The following is a 20,246-nucleotide window of genomic DNA, read 5'->3' as shown; positions in this document are numbered from 1 at the left end:
AGACCTGGGGAAATATTGGCCATTAAGGACCTGTCGCTGGCTGCGCGCCGGACGATGGATGGGTTTATGGCGGGCATCAATAAGAGTCTTGTGAAGGGGGTGGGGCTGGAATTCAGCCAGTATCGGAGCTATCAACCGGGGGACGATCTGCGGTGGCTGGACTGGAAGCGGGTGGCGCGGACAGACCGGTATTTTATTCGCGAGTCGGAGCTGGAGACGAGTATTTCGGTGCGGTTGTTGGTCGACGCGAGTAAGAGCATGGACCATCGTGACGGTTCCTTTTCCAAACTGGATTATGCGCGGCATTTGGCGGCGGCGCTGGCGTGGCTGGCGCATTCGCAAGGCGATGCCGTTGGGCTTTACACTTTTCGGGACGGGCAGGCGTACGCGGCGCCGGCGCGGCGCGATCCGCAGCATTTGGCGCGGGTGTTCCATCAGCTGGAGCATTTGACGGCGGGGGGAGTGGTTGGGGATGCGGTATCCTACCGGCATATCTTTTTAGGGGAGCAGAAGCGGGAGTTGCTGGTTTTTATCACGGATTTTTATGAGCGTTCCGGCGAGATCGGGCGGATGTTGGAATTGTTGGCCGCGTTGCGGCATGAGATCATCGTGTTCCATGTGATTGGGGGGAATGAGTTTTCGCTGGATTATGGTGGATATAGCCAGGTGGAGGATCTTGAGACGGGGCAGCGGGTGGTTGTTCCTTCGGGCACTGCTTTGCAGGGTGCTTATGGGGAGCGACTGGCGGCGTGGTTGTCGGGTGTCCGGATGGGATGTCTTGACCTGCAGATCGACTATCAATTGATGCGGATGGATGAGCCGATGGATGCTGCGTTGCGGAAATATCTGAAGGGCCGGATGGGGGCCGGCGGGGTTTGATCCATTTTTTACAACCTATAGGCTTGTTGGCCATGGCCGGGATCGTGATCCCGGTGATCGTTCATTTGTGGAAGGACAGGAGGGGCAAGGTTTTGCGTATCGGGAGTGTGGCCTTATTGACGGGGGGGGCGGCGCGGGCGGCGTGGAGTCCGCGGCTGACGGAGCTTTTGTTGTTGTTGTTGCGTTGTTTGCTGGTCATTGCGCTTGCGGGGTTGTTGGCGGGGCCATATTATTTTCGGCCCGCGTCGCGGAGGAAATGGGTGCTTGTGGCGGGGCGTAACTCCATTGCGGATTCATTGGTGAAGGTGGGGTTTGAGCGGCACGCGCTGGACAGCGGGGTTAATTATTGGGATGCCTTTCGGCGGATGGATAGCGTTGCGCCGGCGGGGGTTGCATTTTTTGTTTTTACGCCGGATCTGTTGAGTGGGTTTGCGGGTAGCCGGCCTGTGACGTCGAGGGAGGTTCATTGGGAGGTGTATCCGGCAGGCGATTCGGTGGAGCGATGGGTGGAAGGGGCTTACCGGGTTTCTGCGGATAGTGTTTTGGTGACGCGGGGGGTGAGCCGGGCTACGGGGACTAGTTTTTCGAAGGAGCGGGTGGCGTTGCGGGCGGATCGGTTTGAGGGCATTGCGGTGGATACGGCGGCGGTGGCGGTGATGGTGGATGATGGGGGTGATGTTCGCAGGGGCAGGCAAATCCGGGCGGCGTTGAAGGCGCTTGAAGAATATACGGGAAGGAGGATCCGGGTAGGGGCTGCGGGTACAGTGGTTCGTTGGCGGCCGGAATGGGACGAGGCGGCGTGGGATGGAAGGTTGCCTGTGGTGTTGGGGGAATTGATCTTTCCAGGCGGGGTAAGTGACAAGGACCGGCGGGTGATCGATCCGGAGCAAGCGGAGCCGGTGCATGTTGCCGGTGCGGCGGGTGGAGTTACCGAGCGGGTAGATCTGCGACCGCTGCTGTGGGTCATTGTACTTGTATTGTTTGTTTTGGAGCGGATAAAAGCATTTCATCATGGGCGCCAAAAAGCTTAGGAGCATCTGTTGGCGCTGGCGTGCAGGCGGGATCCTCTTCTGCCTGCTTGTTGCGTTGGCCGCCACAGTTGCTGTGGTGGAGGTGGGGTGGTCGGATTTCAAATGGCCCTTGTGGGCTGTGTTGCCTGTGTTTGCCGGAAGTTTTGGGGGAGCCTTATTGCTGTTCCCAACCTGGCGGATAAGATTGGCGGATGTGGTGAGCTACCTGGACCGGCGATTACCTGAGCTGGAAGACAGCTGCGGGTTGTTGTTGCGACGGCCGGAAGATCTGGGGAGGCTGGAGAGGTTACAGGCGGCGCGGGTGGAGGAGCGGCTTTTGTCGGCGAAGCTTCCGAGGCCGATGCTGCGGAGGTTGTTACTTGGGATAGGGTCGGTTGGTATCGGAATATTTGCGGGTATGGCTTTTCTTGTGGTCGGGGATCATTTCGGACCTGGCAAGATCCGTGATCGTTGGCCGCTTCCTGATATGCCGGCGGTCGGGGTTAGGGCGGTGCAGGTGCGGATCACGCCGCCGGCCTATACCGGGCGGGTGGTGAGAAGGCAGGATAATTTTTCCCTGGAGGCAGAGCAGGGGGCGCAGGTGAATTGGGAGGTGGTTACGAAGGGCGTGGCGGATACGGTGGCGTTTGTTTTCAATGATACGGCGGTGAAGGTGTTGAGGCGGGAGGATAGCGTGCGGTGGACCTTCTCGGAGGTTGCGCAGCAACCGGGTTTTTACCAGGTTCGGGTGGGCGGACAATTGTCGTCGTTATACCGGTTCGATGTGGTGAAGGATGAGCCGCCGAAGGTGCGGATCGTTCGGCCGAAACCGTATTCGATGATCGATTACGGGGAGTCCATGCGAATTCCTTTGCGGGTGGAGTTGACGGATGATTATGGGATCACCGGTTCGTCGGTGTTTGCGATGGTGTCCAGTGGGAAAGGGGAGGCGGTAAAGTTCAGGGAGCAGGAGCTGCGATGGGACCGGGGCTTTCCCGGGGGAAGGGATTATATGTTGAACCGGGTGCTTGATCTGCCGGCGCTGGGACTGAAGCCGGGGGACGAGCTTTATTTCTATTGCACCGTGCTGGATAATCATGGCCAGGAGGCGCGGTCGGATATGTATATTGTTGCGCTGGCCGATACTGCGCAGTTGATGAGCCTCGAGGGGATGACGATACCAACGGATGTCAAGCCGGAGCTCTTCCGGAGCGAGCGGCAGATCATTATCGAGACGGAGCAGCTGTTGAAGGTGAAGGATACGATCGCGTTACGGGCGTTCAGGGATAAGAGTAATGACCTGGGGATCGATCAAAAGCTGTTGCGGTTGCGATATGGGAAGTTCCTGGGTGAAGAAGCGGAAGAGGGTGGGGCGAGGAGCGATACCACGGATTTTGGAACCTTTGGCGACGCGGCGAGGATATTGGATGTGTATTCGGACAAGCACGATAATGCGGAGGATGCGACGTTTTTGGAACCGGCGGTGAAGGCGCAATTGAGGGCCACGTTATCGGAGATGTGGAAGGCGGAGCTGCAATTCCGGGTGAATAAGCCGCGGGATGCGCTGCCTTTTTGTTATAGGGCGTTGCGATTGCTGAAGGACCTGCAGCAGCAGTCCAGAGTGTATGTGGCGAAGACGGGGGTGCGGCTGACGCCGTTGAACCCGGATAAGAGACTGACGGGAGAGTTGGGGGCGATCGAGGCGCCGGTGCAGCGGCTTGGGCGGATAGATGAGTTGCCGGAAGAGGAGGTATTGCGGATGGGACTGGCGGTGCTGGAGGGAATGCGGGTTGGGATGCGCCTGGGTGAGAGGGATCGGATGGTATTGGGGCGGGTTGAGCGGCGATTGGGTAAGGAGGCGGCGGCGAAGCCGGGAAGGTTTCTGGCGGGATATGAGGGGATGAAACGGCTGAGTAACGAGGAAGAGATGGTGGCGGCGGAGAAGGCGATCGGGATGTTGTTGCCGGTGGCGGAGCAGCGGCCTGGTTTGCGGAATGTCGCGGCGGATGGCGGATTGGGAAGGCTTTATTTTCATTTTATTAAATGACCAGCTGGCATTATATCGTATTGGGGCTTTGCCTGGTGTTGTTAGGAGGATTGTTGTGGGCTGAGTGGCGGCGGGTGAACCGGGCGAGGTTGTTTTGGCGCTGCGCTGCTACGGTGGTGGCAGTGGCGTCCTTCGCGTGCCTGGGATTGCCGATGTATCATTGGCGGGAGATGGCGCGACCGAGTCCCGTGGCGGCGGACCGGCATTTGAGCGGTGTGGTGGAAATCGACTGGCAGCGGAAGTTGAATCGGGGAGAGCGGTTGCAGGTGCATGGTAGCTGGGCCGGCGGACCGGCGAAGCTGTTGTTGATGGGGATGGGCGAGGTGGTGGATTCGACGAAGCCAGGGGCTGGGGGGCGTTTTTCGCTTGGCGTTGTGCCGGCCCAGGTTGGGAGGGCGGTGTATCGATTGGTGGGTATTGTGGGGAAGGATACGGTGGACCGGGAGGAGGTGCCGGTGGAGGTGGCGACCGGAGGTGCGTTGAGGGTCCTGTTGCTGGCGGCCTCGCCGGATTTTGAGAATAGATTTTTGGTGAAATGGCTTTCGGGTGATGGGCATGTCATTGCGAGCCGGACGATGGTGAGCAGGGGGAAGGCGGAGGAGACCTTTGTGAACCGGGACCGGATAGCGCTGGCGCCATTGACGCCGGCGTTGCTTGGGAATTTTGACCTGGTGGTCGCGGATGGGGCGGCATTACCGGCGCGCGGAACGGTGGAGCGGGGTGTGCTTCAGCGGGAAGTAGCGGAAAGGGGACTGGGATTGGTGGTGAAGGTGGATAGTGCGGGTTTGGACTCGATGGTGCGCGTTATGGGGGGACGGATTTCGAGGGTGCTTGACCGGGATCCGGCCGGAAAGATTGTTGCGGGGGCTTTTTTTGAAGGGAGCGGGAAGGTGGTTTTTACGGCATTGGATACGAGTTATAGCCGGTTGCTGGCGGGAGATCACGTGGGGTATGCGAGGTATTGGTCGGAGTTGTTGCGGGAAGGGAGGAAGAAGACGGGGGCCAAGAGGGGTGGAGGGACTGGACGACTCAGGGTGGGTGAGGAGACGGTGGTGGAGTTGCCAACAGCAGATGATTGGCCGCAGGGAATTGCCGGCGAAAGGGCGGTGTATTTGGCGCAGGATGCGCAGCTGAGTTTTTTATGGAGGGGCAAATATTGGCCAGAGCGGGCGGGTTGGCAGGCAATAAGCCGGCCGATGGGGGATACTGTATGGTGGTATGTGTGGCCTGCGGTGCATAATGCGGTTACCGGTGAGCCTGTCGGGCGGGGGCAAGTGGAGTTTCCAAAGATCTGGTTCTGGGGGTTGTTCCTGTTGGGGGCGGTCTTTTTATGGGTTGAGAGAAAGATGGGCGGGATGAGCGGATAGATGGATCGTCTTTTTTTCGATAGCTTGGGTTATGAAAAGAAAAGAATTCCTACACATGGCGGGGATGGGGCTGGGAGCCCTTGCCCTGCCGAAGCTTCCTTTGGGCTCGCGGTTGATCGACGAGGCCGAGGCGCTGCAGGGCGGGATGGACGTGGCTACCAAGAAGAGCCTCGCCGATGTTGCTCTGAATGCGGCCAAATCGGGAGGCGCTACCTATGCCGATGTTCGCATCGGGAGATACCTGAACCAATTTGTTATCACGCGGGAGAACCGGGTGCAGGCGATCGCCAATACGGAGTCGTTTGGCGTCGGCATCCGGGTGATCGCCAACGGCAGCTGGGGCTTTGCGGCCACCAACGACGTTACACATGACGGAGTGGCGCGAACGGCGGCCAAGGCGGTAGCGGTAGCCAAGGCGAACGCGAAGATCATCACCGAGCCGGTGCAGCTGGCGCCCCAGAAAGGGTATGGGGAGGTTTCGTGGAAGACTCCCATTATCAAAAACGTCTTTGAGGTTCCGTTGAAGGAGAAGATCGATCTGCTTTTGCAGGTGAATGGAGCAGCGATGACGGGAGGCGCCAGTTTTGTGAATTCTGCGTTGCTGGCCATCAACGAACAGAAATATTTTGCTTCGACCGATGGGTCCTATATCGACCAGGACATCCACCGGTTGTATCCGAATTTCAATGTTACGAAGATAGATAAGGCGTCGGGTAGGTTCCAGACGCGCCGGAGTTTGAGCAGCCCGGTGGGGATGGGGTATGAATACCTGACGCCTACGCCCGAGGGCAAGGTGGCGGGGATCGTGACGCGGTATAAGGACCGGTATGATATCCTGGAGGACGTGAAGAATGCGACGGCTGATGTGGCGCAGAAGATTACCGCGAAGAGTGTCGAGCCGGGTAAGTATGACCTTGTGCTGGATCCGTCGCATCTCTGGCTGACCATTCATGAGTCGGTAGCGCATCCTACCGAGCTGGACCGGGTGCTTGGCTATGAGGCCAACTATGCGGGGACCAGCTTTTTGACCCTCGACAAGTGGAAGTCGGGGAATTTCCATTTCGGGAGCAAGCTGATGAATATCGTGGCGGACAAGCTGCAGCCCGGATCGTTGGGAGCCGTGGGTTATGATGATGAGGGTGTTAAGTGCGGCAAATGGGACCTTGTGAAGGACGGGGTGTTGGTGAACTACCAGGCCATCCGTGACCAGGCGCATATTATTGGTCTGAAGGCTTCGCAGGGCTGTTGTTATGCGCAGAGCTGGGCCGATGTGCAGTTCCAGCGGATGCCGAACGTTTCGCTGCAACCTGGTAAGGAGCGGCTTAGCGTAGACGACATGATCAAGAACGTCCAGAAGGGCATCTATATCATCGGGGACGGAAGTTTTTCGATCGATCAGCAGCGGTACAATTTCCAGTTCGGCGGTCAGACCTTTTATGAGATCAAGGATGGGAAGATTGTGGGGATGCTGAAGGATGTGGCTTACCAGGCGACAAACCAGGAGTTCTGGAACTCACTGGTGGCGGTTGCCGACGAGCGGGATTACCGGCTTGGAGGCGCTTTCAACGATGGGAAGGGTCAGCCGGGTCAGTCGAATGCCGTTTCGCACGGAAGCGCCACTTCCCGGTTCAATGGGGTCAATGTCATTAACACTGCAAGAAAAATCGGTTAAAAAAATAATTGTATGTCCATTTTTAGCAAAGAAGAAGCACAGAAGCTGTTAAAGAAAGCGCTGAGCTATTCCAAGGCGGAGGAATGCGAGGTCGCGTTGAACGGATCGGAGTCTGGAAATATCCGGTATGCCCGCAATGCGGTGTCGACGGCCGGGGAGATCAGCCGGATGAGCCTGGTGGTGAGCTCCAGTTTTGGCAAGAAGACGGGTACGGCCAGTATCGATGAGTTCGATGACGCCTCCCTGGAGAAGGTGGTGCGGCGCAGCGAGGAGCTGGCGCAGCTGGCGCCGGAGAATCCCGAGCATATGCCGTTGCTGGGACCGCAGGAGTTTCCCGAGTCTATCACGTTTGTGCCGGCGACGGCGTCGATCACGCCGGATACCAGGGCTGAGGCGGTGGCAAAGAGCATCCAGGTGTCGAAGGATGCGAAGCTGCAGGCGGCGGGTTACCTGGAGAACAGCACCAATAGTGTGGCTATCATGAATTCGAAGGGGTTGTTTGCGTATAATAAGGATACGGATGTGGTATTCTCGGTTACGACGCGCAATGAGGAGGGAACGGGTAGCGGCTATGCAGCGCGCGGGTTCAACGATGTGTCGAAGCTGGATACGTTCTCGGCGACGAAGGTTGCTACAACCAAGGCCAATGGGAGTGTGGGTGCGCGGGCGATCGAGCCGGGGAAGTATACCGTTATCCTCGAGCCGGTGGCGGTGGCGTATATGCTGGAGAATATGTTCTTTGGGCTGGATGCGCGGAATGCGGACGAGGGCCGGAGCTTCATGAGTAAGCCGGGCGGTGGGAACCGGCTCGGGGAGCAATTGATGGATCAAAAGGTGACGATCTATTCCGATCCCTTTCATCCCGAATTGCCTTCGTCGACCTGGAATCGCGAAGGGCAGTTGCTGACCAAGCGGAACTGGATCGAAAAGGGAGTGGTGAAGAACCTTTCGTATTCGCGGTATTGGGCGTCCAAGAAGGGGGTGGACCCAGTGCCGGGGCCAGGAAATATCATCATGGAGGGTGGAACGGAGAGTATCGAGGAGATGATCAGGAGTACGGAGAAGGGGGTTCTTGTTTCCCGGTTGTGGTATATCCGGATGGTGGATCCGCAGACGTTGTTGTTGACGGGTTTGACGAGGGATGGTACGTTTTATATCGAGAACGGCGAGATCAAGTTCCCGGTGAAGAATTTCCGGTTCAATGAGAGCCCGGTGATCATGTTGAACAATGTCGAGACTCTTGGGAAGCCCGAGCGGAGTATCAGTGTCGAGTCTTATCGGAGTTATCTTGTTCCGGCGATGAAGGTGCGGGACTTTACGTTTACGTCGCTTTCAGACGCGGTTTGACGTCGGCGGGTTTTCGGAGGTCGTGCGCCTTATTTTTGGGAAGATCCGGGAAATCCGGATCTTTTCACTTCGGGGGGCTGCCGGTGACCTCGAAGTCGGCGAGTAGATTGGTATCGGGATCGGGGACGATGCTTTCCGGCTTTTCTACGAAGGGTATTTCCAGGTGGGTGGTTTTGTGGCTGATGTCGAGGTGCTGGCTGATGCCGTCGATGCTGAGCTCGAGGGGGAAATGGAAGATGTGGTCGCCCTGCTGGGTGCAATCGAGGAGGACGGCTTTTTTATCGGGATCGTATTTCCAACTGATGTTAAGATGGGGATGGCCGGGGGTGTTTAGCCATTGATGGAAGAAGGTGTGGAGATGGGTATGGGCTACGGAGTCTACGACGTGCTCGAAGTCGGTGGTGGAGGCGTTCTTGTTGCGATAGAGGGTGTAGTAGGTACTGACGGCGTTCCAGAAGGCTTTGTCGCCGATGGTGCGGCGGAGCATATGGAGTACCCAGCCGCCTTTCTCATAGCTGTTGGGGTTGAGGAGCTGCATATAGTCGCTTTTCACGGTGGTGTCGACGACGGGCGTGAGGCGGCGTTTTTCGAAGCTGATGACTTTTTTCCGGTCGGCTATAAGGCTTTTTTGAAGGGTATCGGGACCGTATTTGTTCTCCAAATAGCATAGGGTCATATAGGTGGCGAAGCCTTCGCTGAGCCAGAGGTGTTGCCATTGTGTCTCGGTGGCGGCGTCGCCGAACCATTGGTGGGCTATTTCGTGGGCCATGAGGGATTCTATGCCGGGTGAGCCTACGGAGTTCTCATAGTAGAAGATGGCGCTGGCGTTCTCGAGGCCACCGAAGCGGGTCTTGGACTGGACGTTGCCGCATTTCTCGAAGGGGTAGGGGCCGATATGGGTGATGTAAAAGGGTAGGATGTCGAGGGCGTAGGCGTAGCTTTTAAATCCTTCTTCCTTATTTTCTTTATAGACATAGTTCCAGACGGGGATGCCCATTGCGTTGCCGGGGTGGTCGACGGCGAAGTCGGCGACGCCGATGACCATTACTTTGGGCGAAAGGGGTTGGGATTCGACCCATTGAGTGAGCTTGCGGTGGTCTTCGAGGGTTTGTTCGTTCTTCAGTGCACCGTTTGCGACGACGGTGTAGTGGTCGGGGGCGGTGATGTTGAACGATACGGTGGCTTTGTCGGAGGGATGGTCGACGCAGGGCAGCCAGTTGTGGGCGCGGTTGGGCCAGTTGTCGCCGAAGAAGCCGCGGCGGCCGAATTTGTTGTTGGAGATGATGAGGCCATCTGCGGGGATGCCTTCGTATTTTATCGTGAAGGTGTGCTGGGAGTCTTTTGTGCCGGTGGAGTGGATGACCAGGCGGTCCGTCTCCTGGGTGAATTTGATGGGGCTGTTGTTTTCGGTTATACCTGTGACGGTCATGCCTTTGCCTTCGGCGTTCTTTTTTGCCAGGTCGAGGTGGAATTCGTTGGCATTCGCGCGGAAGCGGATGGATACGGCGGCTGAGCCGTGGATCACGTTATTGCTATCCGAGAGGGTTAGATCGAATTCATAATGTTGGACGTCGATCGTTGGGTTTTGGGCGTTGAGGCGGGTACAGAGGAGGGCCAGGATGGCCAGGGCAATCAGTTTTGGCATTATACTTTGTTTAGGTCGAAGGGCAGTTTACGGATGCGTTTGCCGGTGGCGGCGAACACGGCGTTGGCGAGGGCGGGTGCAACCGGGGGAAGGCCGGGTTCGCCGACGCCTTTTATCACGGGGCCGCCTTCGGCGAGGATATGGACTTCCACGGCGGGCATTTCGTTGATGCGGAGCATGCGGTTGTTGTGGAAATTCGATTGGATCGATTTGCCGGCTTCGAAATGGACGGCGTCTTTTGTGGCGGCGACGATGCCCATGACGATGGCGCCTTCGACCTGGGCTTTTACCATGTCAGGGTTGACGACGGTGCCGAGGTCGATGACGGTGATGACCTTTTCGATCTTTATGCTGCCGTCCTTGCGGGTGGAGACTTCGACCACGTTAGCGGCGAGGCCGGCGAAGAACTCATATTGGGCTATGCCGCGGCCCCAGCCTTTTGGAAGAGGGTGGTCCCAGTTGGAGACCTCTTTCAATTTTGCCAGGACGCGTTTGGTATCCGACTCTTTTGTCAGCATTTCGAGACGGAATTGCAGCGGGTCTTTTTTTGCGGCGGCCGCCATTTCGTCGATGAAGGATTCGTGGGCGAAGGCGAGGGTGCTGCTGGTGACGGAACGCCAGGGTTGCATCGGGATATGGATGTCCGCGAAGACGTAGGCGTTCTTCATATTTGGAATTTCGTATTTCTGATCGCTGATGCCTTCGGTCATGGAGCGATCGGGTTTGGTCTTGTCGTATTTGTCTGATTTTGTTGCGCTGATCGAGGGGGAGATGACCTTGTGCTGGAAGGCGAGGGCTTTGCCGTCCGGGGTGACGGCCCCTTTCATAGCGGAGAAGGTCATGGGGCGGAAGGGTCCGAGTTGGATATCGTCTTCGCGGGTCCAGATGATCTTGACCGGTTTGTCAAGTTGTTTTGAGATCATGGCGGCTTCGCCGGCGTAGTCGGCTGCGAGTCTTCTGCCGAAGCCGCCGCCGAGGAAGGAGATATGGGCGGTGATGTTGTCCTGGGGGATGCCGAGGGTTTCCGCGAGTTCGCGTTTGACGATGCCGGCGCCCTGGACGGAGGTCCACACATCCACCTTATCGCCTTCCTGCCAGTGGGCGAGGCAGTTCATGGGCTCCATGGTGGCGTGGGCTACGACGGGTGTTTCGTAGAGGGCTTCGATCTTGTGGGTTGCGTCCGCGTCGGCCATGGCTTTGTCGAAGTCGCCGCTGTTGTGGGCGATGAGACCGTCGGTGGCGGCGAGGTCGCGGAGGTGTTGTTCGTAGTCTTTTGTATTGAAGCTGTCGAAGCCCTGGTGGTCCCACTGCACTTTCAGGGCTTTGCGGCCTTTGAGGGCGGCCCAGTAGTTGTCGGCGATTACGGCCACGCCTTCGTATCGGTTCTTGCCCAGGACGCGTTCGGCTTTTACTGTTTTTATGACGCCTTTGACCTTGAGGGTAGCGCTGTCGTCATAGCTGACCAGCTTGCTGCCGAAGACGGGGCAGCGTTCGACGGAGGCGTAGACCATGCCCGGCAGTTCCATATCGATGCCGTAAATGGCGCGGCCGGTGACCTTTAGTGGGATGTCGAGGCGGGGCATGGACTTGCCCAATATCTTAAAATCCTTTGGATCTTTCAGTGTGGGGTTGGCGGGTACTTCGAGGGTGGAAGCGGCTGCTGCCAGGTCGCCATAAGCGAGGGTCTTACCTGTTGCTTTGTGAACGATCTTTCCATTTTCGGCGATGCATTCTTCTGTTGCGACGTTCCATTGTTTAGCAGCGGCGGTGCGGAGCATTTCTCTTGCTGCGGCGCCGACTTTTCGGAGGTTGGCGTAGCTGCCGCGGACCGAGGAGCTGCCGCCGGCGGATTGGCCCGGGATATTTTTCTGGCCGCTGCTGGTAATGATGGTAACGGCGTCGAGGGAAACTTCGAGCTCTTCGGCGATGAGAGCAGGGATGGATTGATACGTACCCTGGCCCATTTCGGGTTTGGGGTTGATGATCGTTATTTTATTGTTGGGTTCGATGATGATATACGGGGTGATATTGGCTACATCGAATGCCGGGGCGCTCATTGCGGCGGCATCGATCCCGGCGGCGTGTAGTTTTGTGATGGCGGCGTTGGCTTCTTCGGTGGTGGCGATCCCCAGGATGAGGGCGAGGCCGGAGAGGCCGGTATGTTTGAGAAATTCCCGGCGGGCGATCTTATGTGGAAACGACATAATTTGTTTTTTTAGCTATGTGTAAGCGACTTTTGCAGGGAGGTGGGGTGGGAGGGCATGGCTGCGGCCTTGTGAATGGCTTTGCGGATGCGGTCATAGGTTCCGCAGCGGCAGATGTTGCCCTGCATGGCGACGTCGATCTCGGCGTCGGTGGGTTTTGGGTTGCGGTGAAGGAGGGCCACGGCGCTCATGATCTGGCCGGACTGGCAGTAGCCGCATTGGGGCACCTGCTGTTCGATCCAGGCTTTTTGAACGTTCTCTGCCTGTGGGTTGCCGGCGAGTCCTTCGATGGTGGTGATCTTCTGGCCTGCTACTTCGGAAACGGGAATGCCACAGGACCGCACGGCGCTGCCGGCGAGATGAACGGTGCAGGCGCCGCACTGGGCGATGCCACAGCCGAACTTTGTCCCTTTCAGGCCGAGGAGATCGCGGATGACCCAGAGAAGGGGCATGTCTGGTTCGGCATCCACCTGAACGGGCTTGTTGTTAACGGTGAAAGAGTAGACTGCCATAGAGAAGAATTTACTATAAATATACTTCAATTTGTCCTATTTTTATCTCACTCAATAATTCGTTAGTGTGCCTGAATATCTGAATTGTCCGAATTGGTTTCACCGGTTGCCCTCTATCTATAAGCTGCTTGTCAGTTTTTGTGTCGCCACGATCATTACTGCGTGTTTATGGCCGGTAAAAATGGAAGGCATGACGAGGGTCATGATCGGGTGGGATTCTTTTAGCATTTGCATGATCATCATCAGCGTCGTCATTTTTTCGAGCATGCGGCCGCGCCAGATCCGGGTGTTGGCCAAGCAGGAGGACGCGGGGCGGATCGTGGTTTTTTTGATCGTGCTGGCGGCAACATTAGGGAGCCTGTTAGGGGTGTTGTTGTTGTTGCAGAATAAGGAGCCCTGGTTGTTGGGTAAGGGGATCGAGACGGCGATATATATCACGGGCGTCAGTACCAGCTGGGTGTTGTTGCATACGATGTTTGCGTACCGGTATGCGTTGTTGTATTATGGGGAGCACCCGCTGGACCCCGATATCCATACGGTGGGCTTGCAGATTCCGAATGAGCTGTGGCCGGACTATCTTGATTTTGCCTATTTCTCGTTTGTGATCGGGATGACCTTCCAGGTCTCGGATATCGAGATCTCTTCGCGGCTGATCAGAAGGCTGGCGCTGGTGCATGGGATGCTTTCCTTCCTATTTAATACGGTGATCGTGGCGTTGACGATCAATGTGATCGTGGATTTGAGAAGCTGATGATCTTTGCTTATGATCGGTCTTCGTTTTTGCGAGATCATCTGAACCGGTCGGAGATGGTGTAGGCGACCTTGTCATTGAGGCGGAAGAAGACGGATGCGTTGATCTTGCGGATATGGCGGCGGCGCCGGCCGCTGAGCAGGCGGCCCTGGTTGTCGAAGTATTGGGGTTGTTGGAAGTAGGTGAGGATATAATATTTCTTGTTGACGAAGGGGGAGTTGAAGGCGCGGGGCCAGAGGGAAAGATAGATAAGGGAGTGGCGCTGTTGTTCTTCGTAGTAGTCGAGCTTGTCTATCCAGGTGCATTCCATGCTGTGCATCCGGGTGATGAGCCAGTCGATGGGGAGGCTGTCGTAGCCGTATTTTTTCAGGGTATCCTGCAGCCGGGTCTCCCCGATGCGATATTCGTAGATATAGGTAAGGGTGTCGGTGATGAGCTCCAGCGAGACGCGATCGAAGGGCCGGTCGGTAAATTCGATGGAGAAGGGTTTTTTGCTGTATGCTTTCCGATAGGTGTCCTCGATGCTGTCGAGGGCGGGATGGTGTCTTCGATAATATTTGGTGATGTTGAGCTTTGTGCAGGAAGTTGCGCCTGCGGTAATGACGAAGATGGCGATGAGGAGGGCCTGATATGGCAGGATCGTTCTCATGAGTGTTGGGGTGGGGTGCAGTGACTGACCCCGAAGAGTATTTTCTTCAGGAACCGGAGGTCTACCTGGCGGAGGGTGCGGCCGCCATAGTCCCAGTATATGATATCGACCCGGTCTCCGTCGCCGGGGAGTCTTGTGATGCTTTCCAGGACGATATAGTGGGTCGGGAAGCTTCCCCTGAATTTATTGTGGTTCTTTTTGTGAAGGTAGGTATTGTTGACATAGAGATAGGTAGTGCCGGTTTGCAGGCAGTTGGTGAGATAGTCGAAGAGATCGTGGAAATGGGGCCGGAAGAGGTCGGAGCCATGGGCGGTCACGTGCCATCCCAGCATTTGACGGATCATGCGATTGAACTTGCCGTAGTTGCAGGCTGCCCAGAACGTGTCTTCGGAACCGGGGTGGAACCGGCGGTTGAAAAAGTTGAGATAGCTGCGGAAGTGATCCGCGAGGGCGAGGAACCATAGTTGGTCGGCGGGGCGGATGTCGAGGATGCCTTTGAAGCGAAGGGTTCCGGCGGCCTGGTGGATCTCTTTGGAGGGGCGAAAGACGATGTTGTTCCATTCGGCTTCGCCATTGAGGTAGAGTGTGAGCATGAAGTGGGTCCAGCCGACCGGATCGTCCTGCAGGGGGAGGTAGGAGAAGGCGGCGTAGCCGCAGAAATTGGTGTTGCTGCCCTGGTACATTTTCAGGGGTTCAGTTATATTGGCTTTTAGGTTCTCGATAAACAGATTGAGCTTGATATTGGGCCACCAGATGCTGGAGTCGGGGAGTTTTATGTTTTTTATTAATTCGAGCGCTTGCTGGCTGGCAGAGGTGTGCCGGGCGGTGTCAATATTAGCGAACCCGGCGCGCCCAAGGGCGAGGGTGAGAAGAAGCAGTATAATCCTGATCGGTGCGAAGCGGTTCATGGTTGCGGTGCAAATTTACCGGATATTGGTTAACTTCCTACACATAAACAGGGCACTATGTATATACGTTATGGGTTATGGTTTGTTACATTTTTCGTTTTTTGGGGTGGGGTGGAGGCGCAGAAGAATATCCTGACCTATGGGGAGCCGGCGAAGATATGGACGGAGGCGTTGCCGGTGGGGAATGGGCGGATCGGGGGGATGGTGTTTGGCGGGGTGCGGGAGGAGCGGATCGCGTTGAATGAGGCGACGTTGTGGTCGGGCGGGCCGGTGCCTGTATCTATCAATCCGGAGGCCCGGCAGTATCTGCCGCAGTTACGGAAGGCGGTGATGGCGGAGGACTATTCCGAGGCGGAGCGGTTGGCGAGGAAGATGCAGGGGGTGTGGTCGGAGAGTTATTTGCCGTTGGGAGAGCTGGTGATCCGGCAGGAGCTGGGCGGGAAGGAGGTATCGGATTACCGTCGGGAGTTGAACCTGCGGGATGCGGTGGCGAGGACGTTGTACAGGGTGGATGGAGTGCAATATACCCGGGAGGTGTTTGTGTCGGCGCCGGACCAGGTGATGGTGGTGAGATGGATTTGCGACAGGATGGGTGCGCTGAATGTGGCGATCGGGGCAACGAGTCTGTTGCGAAATGAGAAGAAGACGGGGGCGGGGTACTGGGAAATGAATGGAAAAACGCCGGCGCATGTGGAGCCCAGTTATGTGGAAAGTGATAACCCCGTGGTGTATGAGGATAATAACCCTTGCCGGGGGATGCGGTGGGCGATGAGGGCCCGGGTGGCGAATAAGGGCGGGTCGGTAACGAGGGATACGAGTGGGATAACGGTAAAGGGTGCGTCGGAGCTGGTGTTGTATGTTTCGATGGGGACGAATTTTAAGGGTGCGCTGCGGTGTCCGGAGGGTGATCCGAATATGCGGGTAGTGGATAAGCCGTTTGAGCGAATTTGGACGGATCACCTGGCGGATGTGCACAAATATTTTGACCGGGTAGAATTGCGATTGGGAGAGACGCATACCGGGGTGTCCGCCACGGATGAGCGATTGGCGGCGTATGCAAAGGGTGGGGCCGATCCCGGGTTGGAGGCTTTGTATTTTCAGTATGGCCGGTACCTGCTCATGAGCAGCTCGCGGACGCCGGGGGTGCCGGCGAATCTGCAGGGCATCTGGAATGCCGAGCTGCGGGCGCCGTGGTCTTCGAATTATACGAGTAACATAAACGTTCAGATGAATTACTGGCCGGTGGAGGAATGCAATTTATCCGAGATGCATGCGCCGCTGTTCGGGTTGTTGGAGGCATTGGCGGTGACGGGTAAGCGGGCGGCGCAGGAATTCTATGGCGCGCCGGGATGGGTCGTCCATCACAATACCGATATCTGGGCATTGGCGACGCCGGTGGGGGATAAGGGCAAGGGGGAACCGAAGTGGGCGAACTGGCCGATGGGCGGCGCGTGGATGGTGCGGGATCTCTGGGAGCATTTTTTGTTTACGCGGGATACGGCGTTCCTGCGGGGTACGGCCTATCCTTTGATGAAGGGGGCGGCGGAATTTGTGTTGGGCTGGCTGGTGAAGGATGCGGAGGGGCGGTTAGTGACGGCGCCGTCGATGTCGCCGGAGAATGATTTTATCTATGCGGATAAGAAGGTCGGGGATGTGAGTGTGGCTACGACGATGGATATGGGAATCTGTCGTGATCTGTTCGACGCGCTGTTAGAGGCGGGGAAGGTGTTGGGCGGCGATGCGGGATTCCAGGCCCGGGTCGGGGAGGCGAAGAAGAGGTTGTTCCCATACCAGGTGGGGGCCCAGGGGCAATTGCAGGAATGGTATAAGGACTATCCGTCGCCGGACCCGCATCACCGGCATGTGTCGCATCTTTATTCGCTTTACCCGGCCGATGAGATCTCGGTGGCCCGGACGCCCGATCTGGCGAAGGCGGTGGAGAAGTCCCTCGAACTGCGGGGAGATGTGGGGACGGGTTGGAGTATGGCCTGGAAGGTGAACCTTTGGGCGAGGCTGCGGGATGGGAATCATGCCTACCGGCTGTTTCGCAGCCTGTTGCGGCTGACGAAGGAGAATGATATCAATATGCATGGGGGCGGTGGTGTCTATCCCAATCTTTTCGACGCACATCCGCCATTCCAGATCGACGGAAATTTTGGCGGGACGGCAGGTATCGCGGAAATGCTGTTGCAGAGCCAGGATGGGGAACTGTCCCTGTTACCGGCGCTGCCGGATGCCTGGGAAGAGGGCGCCTTCCGGGGCCTGGTTGCGAGGGGCGGATTTGTCGTGGATGTGGAGTGGAAGGCGGGGAAGGTGACCACTGCGGTGATCCGACCGCGGGTGGATGGGGTCTGCCGGGTGCGGACGGCAGGGCCGATGCGGCTAATTGGGGTAGGTTTGGCGTCTAAAAAGACTGCCGATGGTTGGGTATTGACTTTCAATGCCAAAAAAGGGGGACGGTATGTGCTTGGGCTGTAACTTTATCAATGGATGAAACGTCCTAACGCAAATTGCTATTTATGAAAAAAGTATTGTTTTTACTGGCTTTTGGGTTGCCCGTGGTTTCTTTGTATGCCCAGCGTGACCATGAACCCTATCTTCAGAAGAGTTTTGCCCGGGGAGCGGTGCATGAGTTGGAAGCCCAGACCTCGGGGGGGAATATCTCGGTTGTTGGAACGACGACCGGGGAGGCCCGGGTGGAGGTATATGTCCAGGGGAACAATGGCCGGTGGAACCTGAGCCGGGAGGAGATAAAGCAGCGGCTGGATGAGCAATACGACCTGACGGTGGAGCTGCAGGGGAATAAGCTGGTGGCGGTTGCCAAGGGGAAAAAGACTTTCAACTGGAATAATAATCATGGGGTTTCCATTTCCTTCCGCATCTTCACCCCGGTGGAGGTCAGCTCGCATGTGCGGACCAGTGGCGGGAACCTGGATCTGAAAGATCTTTCGGGGAATGAGGATTTCCGGACCAGCGGTGGGAATATCGACGCCGAGCATCTTGTCGGGGCGATCATCGGCCGGACCAGCGGTGGAAACGTAACGATCAGCGACAGCCGGAACGATATCGACCTGCAGACCAGCGGAGGAAATATGGACGCCAGGAATTGCGAGGGGAAGATCCAACTGGAGACGAGCGGCGGGAATGTCGGGCTTCGTGGCGTCAAGGGCAGCATCCGGGCGACTACCTCGGGCGGCCAGGTAGAGGGCGGGCAGATAACCGGGGAGCTGTACGCGCATACGTCGGGTGGAAATATCGATCTCGGCGATGTCAGCGCCAGTCTCGAGGCCTCGACCAGTGGTGGGAATATCCATGTCAATCTTCAGTCTGCGGGGAAATATGTGAACCTTTCCAATTCCAGCGGGGACATCACGGTTCAATTGCCGGGTAACCAGGGGATGGATCTGCGGATCAGTGGGGAGCGGGTACATGTGACCGCGATGAATAACTTCCGTGGGGACCAGGATGAGCATCATATCCGGGGTACGCTGAATGGTGGTGGGATCCCGGTGAAGGTAGATGGGAATGGGGGAAGCGTGCATGTGAGCTTTAAATAATAAAAGAAGCCCGCGTCAGCGGGCTTCTTCTTAATTGCGCACCGGCGCTGAATTTGCGTCGGGTGGGTTGAAGTCGAGCTCGTTTTGTGGGATGTCCCAGTAATCGGAGAAGGAATAGTCGATGAAGCAGGGTAGCACCTGGGCGGCGCTGGAGCCGATCAGGCTGCCGGGCACTACGATATTGCCGATCCGGCCGCCGCCCTGGGATGCGGGTGTGGTGATGCCCCAGCGGCGGGCATCGTACCAGGACACGTTGTGCAGGTAGAGTCCGATGCGTCTTTCGCTGTGGAGATGGGCGATGGCTGAGTCCTGTGAAATGCCGGTGCCTCCGAGGGCCGGCAGCCCCGCCCCCTGGGAAGCGCGCACCTGGTCGATCAATTTCACTCCTGCGTCGACGTTACCAGTATAGATATCGGCCTCGGCCGTCATCAGGGCGGTCTCCTCCCATGTGGGCGCAATGGGGACGGTAGCCGAGGAAGAATAGTTCTCAGTGGCGTATTTGCCGCCTTTTTCGATGTCCTGGGCGATGTACCGGGTGCCGAACTGGATGCCGCGGTTGAGGACGTTGACTACGGCGCCTCCCGGATAGGGCGCGAAGTAGTTGAGGCGCTGGTCACCCGGCCGGATATCCTGCACCAATCGTTCGCTGATGAAGGACAGACCGCCAAGAACGGTATGCAGCACCATGGGGTGGAATAAGGACGGGAGACCTTTGGTGAGATCGGGCACGCCGAGGGGAGCTACGCCCCACTGGAGGGTGAAGTCTCCCTGGGTCATGCCTGCGGCTGCCAGGTTCTGCACGGCCGTCCAGTCGGCCGCGGTCATGGCCGCCACTTTGCGGTTTACCAGGTAATTGCGGGCCTCGAAGCTTTTGATCTGCCGGACCCACATAGCGGGGGTGATGATATTGTTGGGCAAATTGAAAGTGGGGATGATCGCTTTGAAGGTGGCATCATAATCGGCATTTTCGGTGATGCTGCCGAAGATGGCGGCGGCCTGCTCGAAATTTTTATTGGCGGCGGCGATGACCTGGTCATGCGGAACATACAGGTTGCTGGTCAGCCCTTTGGCGGAGCTATCGGGGGAGTCATCGATGACGCCGGCGAGATACATCGAGCCGATCTTGGAGTAGGAATACCCTTTCCAGTAGTAGGCCCATGCCTGGAGTAGTTTTTTCTTGGTAGCGGCATCACCGGTGAGCTTGAGGGCGGGATTGTCGAGGGCCGTCAGCAAGGCATTTGCTTGTGAGTTGACGAAGTAAAAGCAATCCCATTCGTATTGAATGGAATTGCCATCACCGGCGGCGCGGGTGTTAAAAGATTGCAGGATCTTCAGTTGTGTGGCGAAGCCGGATGGGTTTTTCACGACGGTGTTATAGGGTGCCGGCAGGGTGATGCTGGCGATGTTCATGGGATAGCGGGAGCCGTAGTTGGAATAAGGTGTGAAGTCTTCGTCGCCCATATTGCTTTCCATATACCAGGCGATATCGAAGAAGTTGAGATTGCCATCGCCCGTCTCGAAGGCGATCCATTTGTAGAAAATGCCCTGGGCGAAGGCATCTATCCCGCCTTCTGTGACGAGGGAGCCCTGGGGCGTAGGCGCGTTGGGATTGGGGAGCTGCAGGATCGTTTTTTTACACGCGCCCAGGATCAGAACGGTGGACAAGAGAAGATATCGTTGAAATTTCATTTTAGTAAG

General features: G+C 57.2%; 15 protein-coding genes. 9 read left to right on the top strand and 6 right to left on the bottom strand.

What is annotated here, in order from left to right; all coding sequences use genetic code 11:
* The first annotated feature begins 15 nt into the window (after nucleotides 1-15).
* The 6 genes from VHE34_RS08035 to VHE34_RS08010 are packed head-to-tail and all read left to right on the top strand — an operon-like array spanning nucleotide 16 to nucleotide 8,322.
* Nucleotides 16-879, top strand: a complete 864-nt coding sequence (locus VHE34_RS08035) for a DUF58 domain-containing protein (protein ID WP_325586519.1) — start codon at nucleotides 16-18, stop codon at nucleotides 877-879.
* Entirely contained in the window at nucleotides 876-1,910 is a 1,035-nt protein-coding gene (locus tag VHE34_RS08030) for a BatA domain-containing protein (protein WP_325586517.1), read from the top strand. Before VHE34_RS08035 ends, VHE34_RS08030 begins: the two co-directional genes overlap by 4 nt.
* A complete protein-coding gene (locus tag VHE34_RS08025; RefSeq protein WP_325586515.1) occupies nucleotides 1,891-3,936 on the top strand; it encodes a DUF4175 family protein in 2,046 nt (681 codons plus the stop codon). Before VHE34_RS08030 ends, VHE34_RS08025 begins: the two co-directional genes overlap by 20 nt.
* A complete protein-coding gene (locus VHE34_RS08020; protein ID WP_325586513.1) occupies nucleotides 3,933-5,303 on the top strand; it encodes a hypothetical protein in 1,371 nt (456 codons plus the stop codon). Before VHE34_RS08025 ends, VHE34_RS08020 begins: the two co-directional genes overlap by 4 nt.
* A 31-nt stretch (nucleotides 5,304-5,334) precedes the next feature.
* Nucleotides 5,335-6,975, top strand: a complete 1,641-nt coding sequence (locus VHE34_RS08015; protein WP_325586511.1) for a TldD/PmbA family protein — start codon at nucleotides 5,335-5,337, stop codon at nucleotides 6,973-6,975.
* A gap of 12 nt (nucleotides 6,976-6,987) precedes the next feature.
* Nucleotides 6,988-8,322 carry a TldD/PmbA family protein gene (locus VHE34_RS08010; RefSeq protein WP_325586509.1) on the top strand — a complete coding sequence of 445 codons (1,335 nt, stop codon included), beginning with the start codon at nucleotides 6,988-6,990 and terminating at the stop codon, nucleotides 8,320-8,322.
* 64 nt (nucleotides 8,323-8,386) lie between these two features.
* Here VHE34_RS08010 and VHE34_RS08005 read toward each other — a convergent pair whose 3' ends face one another.
* From VHE34_RS08005 to VHE34_RS07995, 3 genes are read right to left on the bottom strand one after another with little or no spacing between them, the layout of a single operon-like run.
* Nucleotides 8,387-9,967 (bottom strand): M1 family metallopeptidase, encoded by a 1,581-nt coding sequence (locus VHE34_RS08005; protein WP_325586507.1) that lies wholly within the window; start codon nucleotides 9,965-9,967, stop codon nucleotides 8,387-8,389.
* Entirely contained in the window at nucleotides 9,967-12,171 is a 2,205-nt protein-coding gene (locus tag VHE34_RS08000; protein ID WP_325586505.1) for a xanthine dehydrogenase family protein molybdopterin-binding subunit, read from the bottom strand. Before VHE34_RS08000 ends, VHE34_RS08005 begins: the two co-directional genes overlap by 1 nt.
* 11 nt (nucleotides 12,172-12,182) lie before the next feature.
* Entirely contained in the window at nucleotides 12,183-12,683 is a 501-nt protein-coding gene (locus tag VHE34_RS07995) for a (2Fe-2S)-binding protein (RefSeq protein ID WP_325586503.1), read from the bottom strand.
* 190 nt (nucleotides 12,684-12,873) lie between these two features.
* Here VHE34_RS07995 and VHE34_RS07990 point away from each other — a divergent pair, with 190 nt between their 5' ends.
* Entirely contained in the window at nucleotides 12,874-13,434 is a 561-nt protein-coding gene (locus VHE34_RS07990; protein WP_325586501.1) for a DUF1345 domain-containing protein, read from the top strand.
* A 37-nt stretch (nucleotides 13,435-13,471) separates the two neighbouring features.
* On the opposite strand, the gene VHE34_RS07985 is transcribed toward VHE34_RS07990, so the two are convergent.
* Together VHE34_RS07985 and VHE34_RS07980 are read right to left on the bottom strand one after the other, a co-directional pair.
* A complete protein-coding gene (locus tag VHE34_RS07985) occupies nucleotides 13,472-14,083 on the bottom strand; it encodes a hypothetical protein (RefSeq protein ID WP_325586499.1) in 612 nt (203 codons plus the stop codon).
* A complete protein-coding gene (locus VHE34_RS07980; protein ID WP_325586497.1) occupies nucleotides 14,080-14,991 on the bottom strand; it encodes a hypothetical protein in 912 nt (303 codons plus the stop codon). The genes VHE34_RS07985 and VHE34_RS07980 overlap by 4 nt, the downstream gene beginning before the upstream one ends.
* Nucleotides 14,992-15,048: 57 nt before the next feature.
* On the opposite strand from VHE34_RS07980, the gene VHE34_RS07975 reads away from it, so the two are divergent.
* Nucleotides 15,049-17,469 (top strand): glycoside hydrolase family 95 protein, encoded by a 2,421-nt coding sequence (locus VHE34_RS07975; protein WP_325586495.1) that lies wholly within the window; start codon nucleotides 15,049-15,051, stop codon nucleotides 17,467-17,469.
* A gap of 41 nt (nucleotides 17,470-17,510) precedes the next feature.
* Entirely contained in the window at nucleotides 17,511-18,548 is a 1,038-nt protein-coding gene (locus VHE34_RS07970; RefSeq protein ID WP_325586493.1) for a DUF4097 family beta strand repeat-containing protein, read from the top strand.
* 30 nt (nucleotides 18,549-18,578) lie between these two features.
* Here VHE34_RS07970 and VHE34_RS07965 read toward each other — a convergent pair whose 3' ends face one another.
* A complete protein-coding gene (locus VHE34_RS07965; RefSeq protein ID WP_325586491.1) occupies nucleotides 18,579-20,237 on the bottom strand; it encodes a RagB/SusD family nutrient uptake outer membrane protein in 1,659 nt (552 codons plus the stop codon).
* Nucleotides 20,238-20,246 lie beyond the last annotated feature (9 nt).

It is taken from the genome of Puia sp., assembly GCF_035546395.1.
Lineage (GTDB): Bacteria > Bacteroidota > Bacteroidia > Chitinophagales > Chitinophagaceae > Puia.
The sequence above is the reverse complement of the archived record's forward strand: the minus strand, read 5'-3'. Positions and strand labels throughout refer to the sequence as shown.

Coding starts and splice junctions, on each gene's coding strand:
- VHE34_RS08010 (WP_325586509.1), top strand. CDS start 6,988: ATGTCCATTTTTAGCAAAGAAGAAGCACAGAAGCTGTTAAAGAAAGCG.
- VHE34_RS08025 (WP_325586515.1), top strand. CDS start 1,891: ATGGGCGCCAAAAAGCTTAGGAGCATCTGTTGGCGCTGGCGTGCAGGC.
- VHE34_RS07965 (WP_325586491.1), bottom strand. CDS start 20,237: ATGAAATTTCAACGATATCTTCTCTTGTCCACCGTTCTGATCCTGGGC.
- VHE34_RS07995 (WP_325586503.1), bottom strand. CDS start 12,683: ATGGCAGTCTACTCTTTCACCGTTAACAACAAGCCCGTTCAGGTGGAT.
- VHE34_RS08005 (WP_325586507.1), bottom strand. CDS start 9,967: ATGCCAAAACTGATTGCCCTGGCCATCCTGGCCCTCCTCTGTACCCGC.
- VHE34_RS08015 (WP_325586511.1), top strand. CDS start 5,335: ATGAAAAGAAAAGAATTCCTACACATGGCGGGGATGGGGCTGGGAGCC.
- VHE34_RS07980 (WP_325586497.1), bottom strand. CDS start 14,991: ATGAACCGCTTCGCACCGATCAGGATTATACTGCTTCTTCTCACCCTC.
- VHE34_RS08020 (WP_325586513.1), top strand. CDS start 3,933: ATGACCAGCTGGCATTATATCGTATTGGGGCTTTGCCTGGTGTTGTTA.
- VHE34_RS07990 (WP_325586501.1), top strand. CDS start 12,874: ATGACGAGGGTCATGATCGGGTGGGATTCTTTTAGCATTTGCATGATC.
- VHE34_RS07975 (WP_325586495.1), top strand. CDS start 15,049: ATGTATATACGTTATGGGTTATGGTTTGTTACATTTTTCGTTTTTTGG.
- VHE34_RS08000 (WP_325586505.1), bottom strand. CDS start 12,171: ATGTCGTTTCCACATAAGATCGCCCGCCGGGAATTTCTCAAACATACC.
- VHE34_RS07970 (WP_325586493.1), top strand. CDS start 17,511: ATGAAAAAAGTATTGTTTTTACTGGCTTTTGGGTTGCCCGTGGTTTCT.
- VHE34_RS07985 (WP_325586499.1), bottom strand. CDS start 14,083: ATGAGAACGATCCTGCCATATCAGGCCCTCCTCATCGCCATCTTCGTC.